The organism is Streptomyces sp. AC627_RSS907 (assembly GCF_019049165.1).
This window is the reverse complement of record NZ_JAGMUE010000007.1, coordinates 57,994-75,144: the sequence shown is the minus strand read 5'-3', so window position 1 is coordinate 75,144 and position 17,151 is coordinate 57,994. Positions and strand designations below refer to the sequence as shown.

Here is a 17,151-nt window from a genome sequence, read left to right as displayed (position 1 = left end):
GAAGCTCGGCGGGGGAGGACCCCCGGAGCACCCGAGGGGAGAACCGCGGAGACCCTACAGACCCAGATCGCGGCCGACGATCTCCTTCATGATCTCGGTGGTGCCGCCGTAGATGGTGGTGATCCTGGAGTCGAGGTAGTCATGGGCGATGCGGTACTCCAGCATGTAGCCGTAGGCGCCGTGGAGTTGCAGACAGCGCCCGACGATGTCGACGTAGTGCTCGGTGGCCCAGAACTTCGCGGATGCCGCGTCCACCGCGGTGAGTTCGCCGCGCGAGTGCCGGGCGAGCAGGTCATCCAGGTACACGCGGCCCACCCGGGCGGTGGTGACCATCTCGGCCAGCTGGAAGCGGGTGTTCTGGAAGGTACCGATCGGCCGGCCGAACGCCTTGCGTTCCCTGACGTAGTCCAGGGTCCGCTCCAGCACTCCCTCGATGGAGGCCACGGCGTTGGCGGCAATCGAGATCCGCTCCTGCGGGAGGTTGCGCAGCAGGGACTTGAAGCCCGCGCCCTCCTCACCCAGCAGATGGGCGACGGGCACCCGCACGTCCTGGAAGTACAGCTCGCTGGTGTCCTGCGCGTGCAGTCCGATCTTCTCCAGGTTGCGGCCTCGTGAGAATCCGGGGCGGTCGGCCTCGATCACCAGCAGGCTGATGCCGCCGTGGCGGTCCGGACCGGTCCTGACCGCGGTGACGACGAGGTCGGCGTTCTGGCCGTTGGAGATGAAGACCTTGCTGCCGTTGACCACGTAATCGTCTCCGTCGCGGACGGCGGTGGTGGCGATCCCGGCCAGGTCGCTGCCGGTCCCGGGCTCGGTCATCGCCACCGCGACGACGAGCTCTCCGGCGGCGATACCCGGAAGCCAGCGGGCCTTCTGCCAGTCGTCGGTCAGGTCGGTGAAGTAGGGCACCACGATGTCGTTGGACAGCGTCACCGCCGCAAGGCCGTCCGCCGCGGGGTGGCGGGAGAACTCCTCACCGATCACCGCGTTGAAGCGGTAGTCGGTGACACCCGCGCCGCCGTATTCCTCGGGGATGTTGAAGCCCAGGATTCCGGCCCGGGCGGCCTCCTCGAAGAGCTCGCGGCCGACCTTGCCCTCGGTCCGCCAGCGCTCGGCGTGCGGAGCTGCGTGCTTGTCGGCGAAGGCGCGGGCGGTCTTCCGGAGCAGTTCATGCTCCTCCTCGTAGAGCGACCGCTGGGCGGAGGTCACATCGGTCATCAGAACTCCTGTTTCAGACTCTCGGGTGGAGTGGGAGGGTGGAGTGGAAGGGTGGAGTGGAAGGGCGGGGTGGAAGTACGTGCGGTCAGCCGCCGGGCAGAAGCACCGGCTTGGTTGTCAGGCCGGCCCGTTGGTCGGCCACCGCTCGGTCGAGGTCGGCCAGCGGGTACGTGGTCACCAGGCGGTCGAGGGGGAGCAGACCGCGCTGGTATCGCCGAATCAGGTCGGGGATGAGCAATGCGGGATCGGCATCGCCCTCCACGCAGCCGCGTATCCGGAGCCCGCGCGTCATCAGGGCCCACACGTCGAGGGAGACCTCGGCGGGACCGAGTCCGACCAGGGCGAGCACACCACACGGCTGGAGCAGGGCGAGCGCGCGGGCGATCGACTCCGGCCGGCCCGTGGTGTCGAGTACGTGAGTCACGGACGGCATCGGCTCGTCCAGCGAGGCGACGACGGTGGCACCACACCGCTCGGGGAGCGTGCGCCGGGCCAGGACCGGCTCGGCCACCACGACCTCGACGCCTTCGGAGAGAGCGGTGAGGGCCGCGACCGAGCCCACGCCGCCGCCGCCGATGACCAGAAGACGGTCGCCGTGCCGGGGGCGCAGGACATTGAGCACCGCGCCCGCTCCGGTCAGGAACCCGCACCCCAGCGGCGCGACGACCTCCGGGGAGACGTCACCGACGGGAACGCAGGAGCGGGCGTCGGCCAACGCGGCCGTGGCGAAGGACGACTGACCGAAGAAGGACCCGAAGACCGGCTCTCCCCGTACGCGTATCGTCGGCGAACCGTCGAGACGCCGTCCCGAACCGTTGAGGGCGGTAGCCCATGCGCAGTACCCCGGAAGGCCGGCCCGGCACTGGTCGCATCCGCCGCACGAGGCGAAGGAGACCACGACCCGGTCCCCGACCGCGAGCCCCGTGACGGCTGAACCCAGGTGTTCAACGGTGCCGCACCCCTCGTGGCCCAGGACGGCCGGGCGCTCGCCGAGCCGCTGCCGGGTGACGAGATCCGTGTGGCACACGCCGACCGCCTCGATCCGGACGATCACTTCGTCGGACCGCGGGTCGTCCAGCTCGGCGTCGACGAGTTCGCTGGGGGCCGCACCGCGCGAAAGGACTGCGGAGACTCTCATTCGCGTTCCAGGCCGAAGTAGAAGAGGTGACCGCTGTCGGACACTGGAGCAGCCTTGCCGTTCATCACGCCCAGGAGAGTCGTGTCGTCCACCCGCTTGAAGTGGTCGAACACCGGCATGCCGTCGTACGCCATGGTGGCGGTCACCTCGCCACGGAACTCGATGTTCCAGAGGCTGGCCTCACCCAGGCCCGACGTGGTGTCGGAGTGGAGACGACCGTCCTCCGCGCGGCAGATCAACGGTTTGGCGTCGTCCAGCGCGACGAACCGCTTGCCGTGCCACCGGCTGCGGGCGAGTACCCGTTCCACGGGATGGCCGGTGGGGAAGGCGAAGCCCCGCCAGGATCCGAGGATCGACGAGGCGTCGACGGTTTCGAGGTCGGCCCACAAGGCATCGAGCGCGTCCGGGTCGACCGGACCCGCCGCGGCCCGCAGGGCGTTCCACCGCTCCCGCACGGAAGGCGTGCCGCCGCTCATCGCACACGCAGCCGGCGCAGCAGGGCCAGTTGGCCGTTGGTCCGGCGGACGAAGCTCTGCGCCGACTGCCCGGGAGGCGGCCCGAGAGGCAGGAGGCGCTGTACGGCGACCGTCTGTGTCTGGGTGTACTTGCGGATGCCCTCCGCCCCGTGCCGGCGGCCGAGTCCGCTGTCGCCCATGCCGCCCATCTCGGCCTCGATGCTCCCCGCCGCGGCGGCCGCACCGTCGTTGATGTTGACCGATCCGGACCTGATCAGACCGGCCATCCCGGCGGCCTCGCGGGTGTTTCTGGACCAGATCGACGCGGACAGGCCATAGGCACCCCGGTTGGCCAGGCTCAGCGCCTCGTCGTCCGTGGCGTACCGGTACAGCGAGACGACCGGTCCGAAGGTCTCCAGGGCGCAGACGTCCATCTCCGGAGTGACGTCCTCAAGGACCGTGGGCTCGTAGAACAGCGGCCCGATGTCGGGACGCGCCCGGCCTCCCGTGAGCACCCTGGCCCCCTTGGCGACGGCGTCCTCGACGTGCGCCTCGACCACCGCGAGTTGTGCCGCCGAGACCAACGACCCTAGGTCGCAGGCGTAGTCGTACGACCTTCCCAGCCGCAGCGACTCGGTCACGCGGACCAGTTCATCGCGGAAGGCGTCGTACACCTTCTCGTGCGCGTAGACGCGTTCGACGTGGATGCACATCTGCCCGGTGTTCGCGAACACGGCCACGGCCGTGCCGGCCGCCGCCGCCGCGACATCGGCGTCCTCGCGCACGATGAGTGGGTTCTTCCCCCCGAGTTCGAGGGAGGCGCCGATCAGCCGCCGGGCGGCGCGTTCGGCGACGGTCCGACCGGTGGCGGTCGATCCGGTGAAGCAGACGAAGTCGACCGCGTCGACCAGGGCAGTACCCACCACGGCTCCGTCACCGGCAACGATCCGCCAGAGGCCGGCCGGCAATCCCGCCTCGTTCAGCAGGGCTCGCGTCCAGAGCAGGGTCAGTGCCGTCTGGGGGTCGGCCTTGGAGACCACGCCGTTCCCGGCGAGCAGCGCCGGGAGCACGTCACCCACCCCGAGGTAGAGCGGGTAGTTCCACGGAGAGACGATCCCGACCACGCCCCTGGGGACCCGCGACTGCTTCACCCTGGTCAGTGCGGGGATCATCCCCCGCACCCGGTGGGCGGCAAGGTACCGGCCGGTGCGGCGCGCGTAGTGCCGGGCAAGGGTCGCCACCTGCGCCACCTCCTGCCAGGCGTGGTAGCGGGCCTTCCCCGTCTCCCACTGGATCAGGTCGAGCACCTGGTGCTGCCTGTCGAGGAGCAGGTCGTGAAAGGCGAGCACGATCTCAGTGCGCCGCGCGACCGGCGTTCGCGCCCACTGTCGCTGGGCGGCAGCGGCCGCAGCGGCCGCGGACTCCACGTCCTGCGGAACACAGGAGGGAACGGGCGCGACCGGCGACAGGTCGAACGGCGCAAGTGCGGTCAGGGGTTCTGCGGCGCGCTGCTCCCGGCAGGTCTCGTCCCGGTGCACCCACGCGCACCACTGTCTGATCAGTTCGTCGGTCACCCAGGGGGGTCGCGAGTCGGTCGCCACCGGGGGCGAAGGCGCTTGCATCGAGTCCTGCTCCGTGCTCATGAGGGCTCCTAGTGAGGGGGCCTGGCAGGTGCGTGGGTCTGGTAGGTCCGGTGCCATCGCGGTCTGCGATGTCCGGGACGGCGCGCCGATGGTGCCGGGCGGGGGCAGCGTCTTTTAGCGCGTGCACAGGTATTGCCGACGACTGGAGGCATCGTTATGTTAATCAGAAATCACATCGCAGGACAACCGTGCGATCAGCTCCGAGTGGACGTCATGCGCGCTTCTGCGAGGTGCCGTGCAACCGCTGGAAGGTAGTGAAGTGAATGGAAGATCTCACTCGAAGGCGTGCCCTGTCGATCGGCGCCGTACTTGGCCTCGCGAGCGTGACGAGCGCCCCGAGCGCCTGGTCATGGTCCTCGGCGGGCTCGATCGCAGGAACCGACACGGTCACCGACCCGTTCCAGGTCTGGGACCCGGACGCGGACGACGTCGCGGCGCGGCTCCTCGCCGACGGCTCGATCCCCTCGGTCAACAGGGCCTGGGGCTCGTGGGTCCGCAACAAGGACGCTCTGCCCTCCGGCATGCCCGGCTACCTGACCGAATACCTGAAGGGGGTCAACCAACTCCCCTCGTGGGCCGACCCCGAGCTGCTCGCCGCGTCCGAGAAGCTCTACAAGCGTCTGAACAGCTACCTGTTCGTATCGGAGAGCCTGGGCAGCGGGATTCTCAGCACCGTGATACCCCGGGAGGCCAGGGCGGTCTACTGGTCGGCCGGCGGTGCCGACATGAAGGACCGCGCCGCCAAGACCTTCACCTTCGGGTACGACTTGCACAGTCCGACGGCCTGGCAGCCCTCGGGGAACTTCATCGTGAGCGCCAACAAGACGCGCCTGGTGCACTCGGTGGTCCGCAACCTGCTGGTGACCTCCAAGCGCTTCATGGAGACAGCGGACCAGCCGAAGCCGATCAGCAACGGTGACATCCTGATCACCTTCCACTCAGTGGCCACCGTCGCGTACAACAACATGAAGAAATGGGGCATCAAGCTGTCGGCCAAGGAGGAGGCCGCCGACCTGCACGCCTGGCAGGTCACTCTCCATCTGCTCGGTGTGCAGCGCCAGTTCATCCCTGCCAGCTGGGCCGAAGCGGGCAAGCAGGCCAACCAGATGTTGTGGCCGGTCGTTTCGCCGACGGTCGAGGGCATCAGCCTGGCGAAGTCGTTGCTCGGGTACCTCGAGGACGCGACCCTGGGGCTGACCAACGGGTTCGTCAACGAGATGGTCCGCTATCTGATCGGTGACAAGTACGCCGACTGGCTGGGTCTGTCGCACGACTGGGTGTCGCGAGGTCTGATCAAGGTCGCCTGGCCGACCTACGTCGCCTTCCGAGAAGGTCTCTCACCCGTCGTCCCGGACGGCCTCTACCTGTTCGACCAGTTCGTACGCGGCGTCGCGATGATGTTCCTGAACAACGGCACCTCTCCGACGCAGACGCCGATCACCCTCCCCGCCGCCAACCGGCCCGGAGCCTGAGTCAGTGGGAGACCGCGCCTCGCGGCCGTCCCGGCGTACCACGGGGTGACACCTGCCCGGCGCACCGGCGGTCGGCGCTATCCCAGGCCGAAGGCGGCGATGACCAGGGAGGTGACGGAGCTGCGGTTCTCCGGGGTGTCCTGCCAGCGCAGTCTGCGCCCGGCCTCGACCACGACGCCGAACCCCGCGTGTACCAGCAGGCGCGCCTGCCGTGGGTCCAACTCGGGTCGCGCTCTGCGCAGTTGCTGCTCCCACATGGCGATGTGGTCGCGCTGCGCGCGAATCAGCGGCTGGCGCAGACCGTCTGGCAGGCCGACGACCTCGGCCCCGGCGACGCTGGTGAGCGCGGTGTGCTCGAAGCTGTAGGCCACGTAGGTGGCCGTCAGTGCGACCAGGGCGTCGTGCGGGTCGTCGGTTCCCTCAAGGCTCCGATCGACCGCCTGGGTGAGCAGTTCCGCGGCCTGCAGGCACGCTGCCACCAGGATGTCCATCTTGGTGGGGTAGTGCCGGTAGATCGCGGACGGAACCAGCCCGACCGCCTCCGCGATCTGTCCGTTGGTGACCTTGGCGAACCCGTCCCTCGCGAACAACGGGATGGCGGCGGCCAGGATCTCCGCGCGCCGCGTACGTGGCACCGGTCGGGCAGGCGGTTCGACGGAGCGCGGTCCGTCCACCCCCGGCGCCGAGGGGTCGGCCGCAGCGACGCTCAGGGCGGACGACAGAAGGGCATTCTCGGCCCGGCGCTGGGCGATGGAGACGTGATGCGTCGTGATGGACCCGATCACTCCGAGCGCCGCCACGGCACACAGCTCCGCGGACGGTGTCGCATGCTCGCGGCGTACCGCCTCGGTCACCCTTCCCACCACACGCGCGAACTTCGTCCGCAAAAGCCGTCGGTCCTCGTGGTCGAGGTAGCGGGCCTCCCACCGGTACAGTCCGCCCGAGGCGCGATGGGTCACGGCGACGCGGGTGACGGCGCGCAGCAAGTCTGCCAGGTCCGCCTCGGGCGGCACCCCGTCGAGCGCTCCGACCAGCCGGTCCACCATGGTGTTCGCGCACTCGGCGAACAGCGCGTACTTGTTGGGGAAATGCCGGTACAGGGCCGCCGCGCTGATGCCCACCTCGGCGGCGATCTCCTCCATGGACGCCGCGTGATATCCGCGCTCGCTGAACACGCGGCCGGCCGCCTCGGAGATGAGCTGCCTGCGGTTGCGTGGTCGCGCGGTCACGAGCGGATCGGCGCTCACCGAGGGGGTGAGGGGTACGGGGACTGAGCCATGCGTGCAAGTCAATCACAGGGCGCCCCAAGCTCCGAAGGCGCCGGGAAGGGGGCTGGGCCACACGTGATCCGTGATTCACATCTTGGTGATTTTTGATTAACAAAAATCTTCCTGAGTAGCTGCTTCGCAGGCATAATGACGCGCGTCCCCGAGTGCAAGGAGTGGCATGTCCACGGATACGGCTCCCGCCGGTTCCTTTCGTCACCACTGGATGGCGCACGCGGCAACCCACGCGATGATGCGGCCCGACAAGCCCGCCCTGCGGTACCTCGGGGCCACTACGACCTGGGCCCAGCTCTCCGGCCGCTCCCTTCGACTGGCCGCCGGGCTCGCCGGCCGCGGTGTGCGTACGGGGGACAGGGTGGCCATGCTCACCCTGAATCACCCATGGTTCGTGGAGAGCGTCTTCGCCGCGAACAGCCTTGGGGCCATGGCGGTTCCGCTCAACTTCCGGCTCGCGCCGGCGGAGCTCGACTGCATTCTGTCCGACTGCACACCGTCCGCGATCGTGGTCGACGCGCAACTGCTGCCCAAGCTCCGCGATGTCCCGGCGCTCGACTCCATCGGTACGGTGATCGTCATCGGTGAGCCAGGGGATGGCGGCGGGCGGTATGCCACGTACGAAGGCTTTCTGGCCGGGCACCCGCCGATGGAGCTCCCGGACGTCAGCGAGGAGTCCACTGCCCTGATCATGTACACGTCGGGAACTACGGGGCAGCCGAAGGGGGTGATGCTCTCCCACCGCAACATGCAGGTGCAGGCGATCACCTGCATCCAGGCGATGGACATCTTCGACGACTCCGATGTCGGCTTCCTCACCGCCCCGTTCTTCCACATCGCGGGGCTGGGTTCGATCGTCGCGAACATCCTGGTCGGCGGCACGGTGGTGATCCACCCACTCGGGGCCTTCGACCCCAAGGCCGTGCTCGACGCCTATGAACGTGAGGGCGCCACCATCGTCTTCAACGTACCGCAGCAATGGGACCTGATCTGCGCCGAGCCTGGCATCGGCGAACGCGACCTGAAGCTGCGTGTCATCAGCTGGGGGGCCGCGCCCGCGAGCGACGCGACCCTCCGCGCCATGAGCAGGAGCTTCCCCGAGGCGTTGAACGTCGCGGTGTTCGGACAGACCGAGACATCGCCGATCTCCTGCGTTCTGCGCGGCGAGGACTCGCTGCGCAAGCTGGGATCGGTGGGCCGGCCGATCCCGACCATCCAGTGCCGGGTCGTCGACGCGGCCATGAACGACGTATCGGCCGGTGAGGTCGGCGAGATCGTCTACCGCGGCCCCACGGTGACCCGGGGGTACTGGAACAAGCCCCGGGAGACAGCAGAAGCCTTCCACGGGGGGTGGTTCCACTCCGGCGACTTGGTCAAGCAGGACGACGACGGCTTCGTCTGGGTCGTCGACCGCAAGAAGGACATGATCATCAGCGGCGGTGAGAACATCTACTGCGCCGAGCTGGAGAACGCCATTGCCGAACATCCATCGGTGCTCGAGATCGCGGTGGTCGGTCGCTCCGACGAGCGCTGGGGGCAGGTGCCGGTCGCGTTCGCCGCGGTGGCCCCCGGGGCCAGCCTGTCGCTGACCCAGCTCACCGAGTTCCTCGATGGGCGGCTGGCTTCCTTCAAGATGCCCAAGGACCTGGTGGTGGTTCCCCACCTCCCGCGTAACGCCGCGGGAAAGGTCGTCAAGGGGAAGCTCATCCGCGGGGAGATGTAGGCGCGAAGAGCGGTCCGGAGGCTGACAAAGAGCGGAAAGAGTTCAGTCTCGTGTTGACGACGAAGTACGGTGACGCAATCGCCGCTCACACGTGGAACACCGAGATCTGGATGTCCGCCTTGGCCAGAGCGGGCGTCATCATGCCGCAGGTCAAGGGGGCGAAGCCGGGGCAGTGGCGTAGGGCGATCGACAGCCTGCGGGGGGAGCGGCGGGTGAGGCCACCGGCGCACACTCCCCACTCCCCAGATTCACCCCAGCGCCCGGCCTGAGTGCCCATCAGCCGGTCCATGAGACGTAAACAGCGAGGTGAGACGCCCTATGTTCACCACCCGACCCACCCTCCAGGGCACCTTCGGCATGGTGTCCTCCACCCACTGGCTGGCCTCGCAGTGCGCCATGGCGGTCCTGGAGGACGGGGGCAACGCCTACGACGCCGCCGTGGCCGGCGCCTTCGTGCTGCACGTCGTCGAGCCGCACCTCAACGGGCCCGCCGGGGAGGTGCCGATCCTGCTCGCCCCGGCGGACGGCGCGGTGCGGGTGCTGTGCGGGCAGGGGGTGGCACCGGCGGGGGCGACGGTCGCGCACTACACGGGCCTCGGTCTGGATCTCGTCCCCGGCACCGGGCCGCTCGCCGCCGCCGTGCCCGGAGCCTTCGACGCCTGGATGCTCCTGTTGCGCGATCACGGGACCAGGCGCCTCGCCGACGTACTGAAGTACGCCATCGGCTACGCCGAGCACGGACACGCGCCCGTGGAGCGCTTCACGGAGACCGTCGAGACCGTGCGGGAGCTGTTCGAGACGGAGTGGACGTCCTCGGCCGGGGTCTACCTGCCCGGCGGCCGTCCGCCCCGCCCCGGAGAGCTCTTCCGCAACCCCGCCCTCGCGGCCACCTGGCGGCGGCTGCTCGCCGAGGTCGCCGGGGCGGGGGACCAGGAGGCGGAGATCGAGGCGGCCCGCGAGGTGTGGCGCACCGGATTCGTCGCCGAGGCCCTGGTCCGGCAGGCGGGCCGGCCCACCATGGACACCAGCGGCGAGCGCCACGCCGGCACCCTGACCGCCGCCGACCTCGCCGGCTGGTCCGCGTCCTACGAGGCTCCGGCGACCTACGACTGGAACGGCTGGACCGTGTGCAAGGCGGGCCCGTGGAGCCAGGGCCCCGTGCTGCTGCAGCAGCTGGCGCTGCTCCCGCCCGAGCTGCCCGCCCACGGCTCCGCCGACTACGTCCACCTGCTGATCGAGGGCTGCAAGCTCGCCATGGCCGACCGGGAGGCCTGGTACGGCGACGCGGACGGTGCGGCCCGGGTGCCGCTCGGCGACCTGCTCTCGGCGGAGTACAACGCGGCGCGGCGCGAGCTCGTCGGCGACAGGGCGTCCTTCGACCTGCGGCCCGGCAGTCCGGGCGGGCGCACCCCGCGGCTCAGCGCCCACGCGCGCGTGGCGGCCGTGGAGGGGAAGGGCCTCGACGCGCTCGGGGTCGGCGAGCCGACGGTCGCCAAGGGCCCGACGTCGCCGGTGCCGGGCGAACCGGAGGTCGCCCCCGACGGCGGCACCCGCGGCGACACCTGCCACCTCGACATCGTGGACCGGTGGGGCAACATGGTCTCGGCCACGCCCAGCGGCGGCTGGCTCCAGTCCAACCCCGTCGTGCCCGAGCTGGGCTTCCCGCTCGGCACCCGGCTGCAGATGACCTGGCTGGAGCAGGGGCTGCCGAACTCGCTCACCCCGGGCCGCCGGCCGCGCACCACGCTCACCCCCTCCATCGCCCTGCGCGACGGCGTGCCCGTCATGGCCTTCGGCACGCCCGGCGGCGACCAGCAGGACCAGTGGCAACTGCACTTCTTCCTGGCGGTCGCGCTGCGTGCGCAGGTGCGCGGCGGCCTCGACCTCCAGGGCGCGATCGACGCCCCGAACTGGCACAACGACAGCTTTCCCGGCTCCTTCTTCCCGCGCGGCATGCGGGCGGGCAGCGTCACCGTGGAGTCCCGCACGCCGGTGGAGGTCGTCGGGGAGCTGCGGCGCCGCGGGCACGACGTGACGGTCGGCGAGGCGTGGTCGGAGGGCCGGCTGTGCGCCGTCGCGAGGGACCCGGAGACGGGCGTGCTGTCGGCGGCGGCGAATCCGCGGGGGATGCAGGGGTACGCGGTCGGCCGCTGACCCCCGCACCTCGTGTTCGTGCCGATTCCACGCGGAGGACACCGCCCGGGTGGGGGATGTCAGTGCGGCGTGCTCTCATGGAGTCATGATCGAGAACAACGAAACCATCGACGAGTTTCTCGCCCGGCACGCCGACGACGTGGAGGAGGCCGTCCGCAAGGCGGCCGCACAGGAGATCATGCCGCGCTGGCGACGGCTCGCGGCGCACGAGGTCGACCAGAAGTCCGGCCCGCACGATCTGGTGACGGACGCCGACCGCAAGGCAGAGCAGTACCTCACCGAGGCGCTCGTCGCCCTGCTGCCCGGCTCCGTCGTGGTCGGCGAGGAGGCCGTGCACGCCAACCCCGCGTCGTACGAGGCGATACGCGGCGCGGCGCCGGTCTGGATCGTCGACCCCGTCGACGGAACGCGGCAGTTCGTGCACGGCGACCCGGGCTTCTGCACGCTGGTCGCCCTCGCCCGGCACGGAGTCGTGCACGCCTCCTGGACGTACGCCCCCGCCCTCGACCAACTCGCCACGGCGGTGCGGGGCCGGGGCGCCTTCCTCGACGGTGAGCGGCTGTACGCGGGCCCGCCCGAGCCCGGCCGCGACCTCCGGGTCGCCACCTCCCACCCGGACTACACGACGGACGAGCAGAAGCGCGCCCTGCTCGGCCTGCGCACCCCGGGCGTGGCACCGCGCCCCTGCGGTTCGGCCGGCCTGGAGTACCTCGCCGTCGCCCGCGGCGAGGCCGACGCCACGGCTTTCTCCTGGGAGGCCGCCTGGGACCACGCGGCGGGACTCCTCCTGGTCGAGGAGGCGGGCGGCACCCACCTGACCCGGACGGGCGAGCCCTTCCGCATCACGGGCGACAACGACCTGCCCTTCACCGCGGCCCGCGACGCGGCCACGGCCCGCCGGGTGGTGGCACTGCTGTCGGGAGAGGCCTGACCTCCCGCAGGCCCCGGGCGGCCGTGGCCCCGCGACCACGGGCCGTCGGACCCCGGGCATATCCTGAACCCCAGTGGCCATCGGCTGACGAAGGGGTCCGAAGGTGCCGTCGATGCTCGATGCGGTCGTAGTGGGTGCGGGGCCGAACGGACTGACCGCCGCCGTGGAGCTGGCCCGGCGCGGGTTCTCGGTCGCCGTGTTCGAGGCCCGGGAGACCGTGGGCGGCGGCGCCCGCACGGAGGAGCTGACCCTGCCGGGCTTCCGGCACGATCCGTGCTCCGCCGCGCACCCGCTCGCCATCAACTCGCCCGCGTTCCGCGCCCTCCCCCTGGAGCGGTACGGACTGCGGTGGCTGCACGCCGCGCTGCCCATGGCGCATCCCTTCCCCGACGGCTCGGCCGCCGTGCTGGCCCGGTCGGTCGGCGAGACGGCCGCGTCGTTCGGCCCGCGCGACGCGGGCACGTACCGCAGGCTGGTCGAGCGCTTCCTTCCCCGGTGGGACACCCTGGCCCGTGACTTCATGTCCCTGCCGCTCACCGCGCTGCCCCGCGACCCCGTCACGCTGGCCCGTTTCGGCCTGGTGGGCCTGCCCCCGGCGACCTGGCTGATGCGCCGCTTCCGCGACGAGAAGGCCAGGACCCTCTTCGCCGGCCTCGTCGCGCACGTCATGGCACCGCTCGGCGGCTTCGCCACCGGAGCCATCGGCCTGGTCTTCGCCCTCGCCGCGCACGCCCGGGGCTGGCCCGTGGCCCGCGGCGGTTCCCAGGCCATCTCCGACGCGCTCACCGCGTACCTGAAGGACCTCGGTGGCGCCGTCCACACCGACTACGAGGTCAAACGCCTCGACGACCTGCCGCCCGCGCGGGCGTACGTCTTCGACACCTCGCCCACGGCCCTGGCCCGCATCGCCGGACTCGGGAACCACTACGCGAACTACCGGTACGGCCCCGGCGTCTTCAAGATCGACTACGCGCTGGACGGCCCGGTCCCGTGGACCGCGCGGGAACCCCGCACCGCGGGCACCGTGCAGATCGGTGCCGACAGCGCGGAGATCGGCGCCGCGCTGAACGCGGCCTCCCGCGAGGGCCGCGCGCCCGACGCACCGTTCCTCATCACCGTGCAGCCCAGCGTCGCCGACCCGACCCGGGCCCCGGCCGGCCGGCACGTCTTCTGGGCGTACGGCCACGTGCCCAACGGCTGGACCGGCGACCTCACCGACGCCATCGAACGCCAACTGGAGCGCTTCGCCCCCGGGTTCCGCGACCGCGTCCTCGCCCGCGCCACCGCCGGCCCACCCGAACTCGCCGCCCGCAACGCCAACTACGTCGGCGGCGACATCGCCTCCGGCGCGGTCTCCGGCCTCCAGCTCCTGCTGCGCCCCAAGCTGTCCCTGTTCCCGTACGCCACCCCGCACCCGGCCGTCTTCATCTGCTCGTCGGCCACTCCGCCCGGCCCCGGAGTGCACGGCATGTCGGGACACAACGCGGCGAAGGCCGTCTGGCGGAGGCTGAGACAGACATGACCACCCTCACGCTCTCCCTCGGCGACATCACCCGCGAGAGCGCCGACGTCATCGTCAACGCGGCCAACTCCTCCCTGCTCGGCGGAGGAGGCGTCGACGGCGCCATCCACCGGCGCGGCGGCCCCGCGATCCTGGAGGAGTGCCGCGAGCTGCGCGCCCGGCGCTACGGCAGGGGCCTGCCCACCGGCCAGGCGGTCGCCACCACCGCGGGCGCCCTGGACGCGCGCTGGGTGATCCACACGGTCGGCCCCGTGTACCAGGCGTCGGGCGGTGATCCGTCGCTTCTCGTCTCCTGCTACCGGGAGTCGCTGCGCGTCGCCGACGAGCTGGGCGCCCGCACGGTCGCCTTCCCGGCGATCTCCACCGGCGCCTACCGCTGGCCGATGGACGACGCGGCCCGCATCGCGGTGGAGACGGTGCGGAACACCCCGACGGCGGTCGAAGAAGTGCGGTTCGTCCTCTTCGACGACCGGGCGTACGAGGCGTTCGCCCGGCAACTCGCCTGACCGGGCCGTCGAACGGGGGTTACCCCGAGACGACCGCCACCGCCACCGCGACGGCGACGATCACGAGCAGCCCGCCGCCGGCGAGGAGGACCCGCCGACGGCGAGGAGGAGCATGCGCTCTCCGCCAACAGGGTCTTGACGGCCACCAGTGCGCCGTCCGCCGGCGAGCGCTCCGGACACACGCGTCCCGTACCGCCCGCGCCCAGTCGGCCGATCAGGGGAGAGTGAGTTCCCCAGCCGTTCCGGGGTGTCCTCCTCCAGAGGCTGAAGGTCCACACCGCTCGCCGACACGTATTCGCCCCCCGACGTCCCCTGCCCGTGGCATGAGCATGAATGGCAGGGAGTCCCGCGCCGACGCGGCCCGCCGTTCGTCGTGTGCCGAACTCGTCCCCGCCACCGGCCGAGCGCCCCGCCCGGCCCTCCACCTGGCTTGACGTTTCAATTGCAACTGATGTGCAATAACCACGCATCGACAACTAGCGTGGGGGAGACATGACAACCCGTCGGACGGCTTGCCGTCGGATTCGAAGTGCCGCCGCCGCGGTGGCGTTCGGCGTCGGCGTCGGCGCCTGCTCCGCGCCCGGGGACGGCGGAACGGACCGGGACACCAAGGCGGCCGAGTCCGTCGTGATCGGGGTGGGTTCCGAGCCGGACACCCTCAGCCCGCTGCTCGGCTACGGCAAGGACGGGAACTCCAAGATCTTCGACGGGCTGCTCGCCCGCGACACCGACCTGAAGCTGAAGCCCGCGCTCGCCACCGCGCTGCCGGACATCGCCGACGGCGGCCGGACGTACACGTACACCCTGCGCGACGGTGTGAAGTTCAGCGACGGCGAACCGCTGACTGCCCAGGACGTGGTCTACACGTACCGGACCGTCCTCGACGCGAAGACCAACAACACCGCCCGCAGTGAACTCGACGCCATCGAGGACGTCCGCGCCGACGGCGACGACACCGTCGTCTTCCGGCTCAAGTACCCCTACGCGGCCTTCGCCGCCCGCACGGTGCTGCCCATCGTCCCCGAACACGTCGCGGGTGAACAGGACCCCAACACCGGCGACTTCAACACCAAGCCGGTCGGTACCGGTCCGTACGTCCTCACGAACTGGAGCAAGGGCGAGAAGCTCACCTTCAAGGCCAACCCGCACTACTGGGGCGGCAAGCCCGCGGTGAAGTCGTTCACCATGGCGGTCATCGCCGACGACAACGTACGCGCCACCCGGCTTCGCTCCGGCGACCTCGACGGCGCCGTCCTGCCGCCCAACCTCGCCGCCACCTTCGCGAAGGACGACGGCCGGCGCACCTACGAGGCCAGGTCCTACGACTTCCGGGCCGTCACCCTGCCCACCGCGGGCGAGGTCACGGGCGACCGCGCGATCCGGCGGGCCCTGGACGCCGCCGTGGACCGCCAGGCCATGGTCGACAAGATCCTCGACGGCGCCGGCCGCCCGGCGTACGGGCCGCTGCCCGTGGACGATCCCTGGTACCGGCGCTCCGTCGAGCGCCCGCACGACCTCGCCAAGGCCGGCCGGATCCTGGACGAGGCGGGCTGGAAGCCCGGCGCCGGCGGCGTCCGCGCCAAGGACGGACAGCGGGCCTCCTTCACGCTGTACTACCCCTCCGGCGACAAGGTCCGCCAGGACCACGCACTCGCCTACGCCTCCGACGCCAAGAAGGCCGGCATCGAGGTGAAGGTGGAGGGCGCCACCTGGGAGGTCATCGAGCCGCGCATGGGGCGCGACGCGGTCCTCGCGGGCTTCGGCAGCGTCGGCGACCCGGACTTCGGCCTCTACACCCTGCTGCACTCCTCACTCGCCGGCGACGGTTTCAACAACATGGCCCACTACGACAACCCCGTGGTGGACGAGGCACTCGACACCGGCCGCCGCAGCCAGGACCCGAAGAGGCGCGCGGCCGCCTACGAAGAGATCCAGCAGGCCCTCGTCGACGACCCCGGCTACACCTTCCTCACCCACATCGACCACCTCTACGTCCTCGCCGACCGCTGGGACGGGCTGACCACGCAACTGGAGCCGCACGAGCACGGCTTCGCCAGCGGGCCCTGGTGGAACATCGAGGACTGGCAGCCGAAGCGATGACCCGGTCACGGTCCCCCCGGCGGCTGCCCTGGGGAGCGATGGCACGCCTGGCCGGACGGCGGGCCCTGTTCGCCGTCCCCGCCGTCCTCGTCGTCACGTTCGGCGTCTTCGCCATCGCCGCCGCCTCCCCCTTCGACCCCGTCAAGGCGTACGCCGGCACCGCCGCGCTCGGCGCCGACCAGGAGACCCTGGACCGGCTGCGGGAGAACCTCGGTGCGGACCGGTCCTTCGTCGCCCGCTGGTGGGACTGGCTGACCTCCGCGCTCACCGGCGACCTCGGCCACTCCGGCGTGCTGCGCCAGCCGGTGACCCAGGTGATCGGCGAACGCCTCGTCTGGTCCGCACTGCTGTGCGCCGTCGCCTTCGCCGTCGCCGTCACGGTCGGCACGCTCCTCGGGGTGCTGGCCGCCCGCCGCCCGGGATCGATGCTCGACCGGGCGGTCACCTCGCTCGCGTACACCCTGGAGGCGGCGCCGGTCTTCTGGATCGCGCTGCTCGCCGTGTGGCTGTTCGCCCTCCAGTGGGACCTCCTGCCGGCCGGCGGCCTGACCGACACCGCCAGCGCACAGGTCACCCCGGGGCAGCTCGCGCGTCACATCGTGCTGCCCGCCGGTGTGCTCGCGTTCTCCCAACTGCCCTGGTTCACCCTCTACGTGCGCCAAGGCGTCGGCGACGCCCTCGCGGAGGACCCGGTGCGCGGCGCGCGGGCCCGCGGCATCGGCGAGGGCACCGTCCTGTTCGGGCACGCCCTGCGCTCCGGGCTGCTCCCGGTGCTCACCCTGATCGGCTCCCGCGTGCCCGAACTCATCACCGGAGCCCTGCTGGTGGAGAGCGTCTTCAGCTGGCCCGGCATCGCCGCGGCCACCGTCGAGGCGGCCACCGCCGTCGACTTCCCGCTGCTGGCCGCCCTGACCACCCTCGCCACCGCCGCCGTACTCGCCGGCAACCTGCTCGCCGACCTCCTCTACGGACTGTTCGACCCGAGGGTGAAGCACAGTGATATGTGATG

Annotated in this window: 14 protein-coding genes; 8 read left to right on the top strand and 6 right to left on the bottom strand. The window is 71.0% G+C overall.

Going from position 1 to position 17,151, the window contains the following annotated elements:
• Positions 1-54 precede the first annotated feature (54 nt).
• The 4 genes from KUM32_RS01845 to KUM32_RS01830 all read right to left on the bottom strand — a co-directional run bounded on the left by KUM32_RS01845 (position 55) and on the right by KUM32_RS01830 (position 4,454).
• The gene (locus KUM32_RS01845; RefSeq protein ID WP_217139960.1) at positions 55-1,218 is read right to left on the bottom strand and encodes an acyl-CoA dehydrogenase family protein; all 1,164 of its coding nucleotides are present in this window, start codon (positions 1,216-1,218) and stop codon (positions 55-57) included.
• Positions 1,219-1,303: 85 nt separating this feature from the next.
• Positions 1,304-2,356 (bottom strand): alcohol dehydrogenase catalytic domain-containing protein, encoded by a 1,053-nt coding sequence (locus KUM32_RS01840; RefSeq protein WP_217139959.1) that lies wholly within the window; start codon positions 2,354-2,356, stop codon positions 1,304-1,306.
• Positions 2,353-2,832, bottom strand: a complete 480-nt coding sequence (locus tag KUM32_RS01835) for a DUF4334 domain-containing protein (protein WP_217139958.1) — start codon at positions 2,830-2,832, stop codon at positions 2,353-2,355. The genes KUM32_RS01840 and KUM32_RS01835 overlap by 4 nt, the downstream gene beginning before the upstream one ends.
• A complete protein-coding gene (locus KUM32_RS01830) occupies positions 2,829-4,454 on the bottom strand; it encodes a succinic semialdehyde dehydrogenase (RefSeq protein WP_217139957.1) in 1,626 nt (541 codons plus the stop codon). Before KUM32_RS01830 ends, KUM32_RS01835 begins: the two co-directional genes overlap by 4 nt.
• Before the next feature lie 263 nt (positions 4,455-4,717).
• Between KUM32_RS01830 and KUM32_RS01825 the strand changes: the two genes are divergently transcribed.
• The gene (locus KUM32_RS01825) at positions 4,718-5,926 is read left to right on the top strand and encodes an oxygenase MpaB family protein (RefSeq protein ID WP_217139956.1); all 1,209 of its coding nucleotides are present in this window, start codon (positions 4,718-4,720) and stop codon (positions 5,924-5,926) included.
• Positions 5,927-6,003: 77 nt separating this feature from the next.
• On the opposite strand, the gene KUM32_RS01820 is transcribed toward KUM32_RS01825, so the two are convergent.
• Complete coding sequence (locus KUM32_RS01820) at positions 6,004-7,173, bottom strand: TetR/AcrR family transcriptional regulator (RefSeq protein WP_217139955.1); 1,170 nt, start codon at positions 7,171-7,173, stop codon at positions 6,004-6,006.
• Between the two features lie 199 nt (positions 7,174-7,372).
• On the opposite strand from KUM32_RS01820, the gene KUM32_RS01815 reads away from it, so the two are divergent.
• Positions 7,373-8,929 carry an AMP-binding protein gene (locus tag KUM32_RS01815; RefSeq protein ID WP_217139954.1) on the top strand — a complete coding sequence of 519 codons (1,557 nt, stop codon included), beginning with the start codon at positions 7,373-7,375 and terminating at the stop codon, positions 8,927-8,929.
• 85 nt (positions 8,930-9,014) lie between these two features.
• Here the strand turns inward: KUM32_RS01815 and KUM32_RS01810 are convergent, their stop codons facing one another.
• On the bottom strand, positions 9,015-9,206 hold the full coding sequence (locus KUM32_RS01810; RefSeq protein ID WP_217139953.1) for a hypothetical protein: 192 nt from the start codon (positions 9,204-9,206) through the stop codon (positions 9,015-9,017).
• A gap of 41 nt (positions 9,207-9,247) precedes the next feature.
• Between KUM32_RS01810 and KUM32_RS01805 the strand changes: the two genes are divergently transcribed.
• The 6 genes from KUM32_RS01805 (at position 9,248) to KUM32_RS01780 (ending at position 17,149) form a co-directional block, all read left to right on the top strand.
• The gene (locus KUM32_RS01805; RefSeq protein ID WP_217139952.1) at positions 9,248-11,083 is read left to right on the top strand and encodes a gamma-glutamyltransferase family protein; all 1,836 of its coding nucleotides are present in this window, start codon (positions 9,248-9,250) and stop codon (positions 11,081-11,083) included.
• 85 nt (positions 11,084-11,168) lie between these two features.
• The gene (locus tag KUM32_RS01800) at positions 11,169-12,014 is read left to right on the top strand and encodes an inositol monophosphatase family protein (protein ID WP_217139951.1); all 846 of its coding nucleotides are present in this window, start codon (positions 11,169-11,171) and stop codon (positions 12,012-12,014) included.
• A gap of 112 nt (positions 12,015-12,126) precedes the next feature.
• Complete coding sequence (locus KUM32_RS01795) at positions 12,127-13,536, top strand: NAD(P)/FAD-dependent oxidoreductase (protein ID WP_217139950.1); 1,410 nt, start codon at positions 12,127-12,129, stop codon at positions 13,534-13,536.
• Positions 13,533-14,042, top strand: coding sequence for an O-acetyl-ADP-ribose deacetylase (locus tag KUM32_RS01790; RefSeq protein WP_217139949.1), 510 nt, complete (start codon positions 13,533-13,535; stop codon positions 14,040-14,042). The genes KUM32_RS01795 and KUM32_RS01790 overlap by 4 nt, the downstream gene beginning before the upstream one ends.
• 492 nt (positions 14,043-14,534) lie before the next feature.
• Positions 14,535-16,142, top strand: a complete 1,608-nt coding sequence (locus KUM32_RS01785; protein WP_217139948.1) for an ABC transporter substrate-binding protein — start codon at positions 14,535-14,537, stop codon at positions 16,140-16,142.
• A 38-nt stretch (positions 16,143-16,180) separates the two neighbouring features.
• A complete protein-coding gene (locus tag KUM32_RS01780; RefSeq protein WP_217139947.1) occupies positions 16,181-17,149 on the top strand; it encodes an ABC transporter permease in 969 nt (322 codons plus the stop codon).
• Positions 17,150-17,151 lie beyond the last annotated feature (2 nt).

What these genes read in the sequence shown, in the direction of transcription:
- KUM32_RS01785 (WP_217139948.1), top strand. Translation starts at nt 14,535, where the DNA reads ATGACAACCCGTCGGACGGCTTGCCGTCGGATTCGAAGTGCCGCCGCC.
- KUM32_RS01780 (WP_217139947.1), top strand. Translation starts at nt 16,181, where the DNA reads ATGGCACGCCTGGCCGGACGGCGGGCCCTGTTCGCCGTCCCCGCCGTC.
- KUM32_RS01825 (WP_217139956.1), top strand. Translation starts at nt 4,718, where the DNA reads ATGGAAGATCTCACTCGAAGGCGTGCCCTGTCGATCGGCGCCGTACTT.
- KUM32_RS01845 (WP_217139960.1), bottom strand. Translation starts at nt 1,218, where the DNA reads ATGACCGATGTGACCTCCGCCCAGCGGTCGCTCTACGAGGAGGAGCAT.
- KUM32_RS01805 (WP_217139952.1), top strand. Translation starts at nt 9,248, where the DNA reads ATGTTCACCACCCGACCCACCCTCCAGGGCACCTTCGGCATGGTGTCC.
- KUM32_RS01830 (WP_217139957.1), bottom strand. Translation starts at nt 4,454, where the DNA reads ATGAGCACGGAGCAGGACTCGATGCAAGCGCCTTCGCCCCCGGTGGCG.
- KUM32_RS01815 (WP_217139954.1), top strand. Translation starts at nt 7,373, where the DNA reads ATGTCCACGGATACGGCTCCCGCCGGTTCCTTTCGTCACCACTGGATG.
- KUM32_RS01795 (WP_217139950.1), top strand. Translation starts at nt 12,127, where the DNA reads ATGCTCGATGCGGTCGTAGTGGGTGCGGGGCCGAACGGACTGACCGCC.
- KUM32_RS01835 (WP_217139958.1), bottom strand. Translation starts at nt 2,832, where the DNA reads ATGAGCGGCGGCACGCCTTCCGTGCGGGAGCGGTGGAACGCCCTGCGG.
- KUM32_RS01800 (WP_217139951.1), top strand. Translation starts at nt 11,169, where the DNA reads ATGATCGAGAACAACGAAACCATCGACGAGTTTCTCGCCCGGCACGCC.
- KUM32_RS01810 (WP_217139953.1), bottom strand. Translation starts at nt 9,206, where the DNA reads ATGGGCACTCAGGCCGGGCGCTGGGGTGAATCTGGGGAGTGGGGAGTG.
- KUM32_RS01790 (WP_217139949.1), top strand. Translation starts at nt 13,533, where the DNA reads ATGACCACCCTCACGCTCTCCCTCGGCGACATCACCCGCGAGAGCGCC.
- KUM32_RS01840 (WP_217139959.1), bottom strand. Translation starts at nt 2,356, where the DNA reads ATGAGAGTCTCCGCAGTCCTTTCGCGCGGTGCGGCCCCCAGCGAACTC.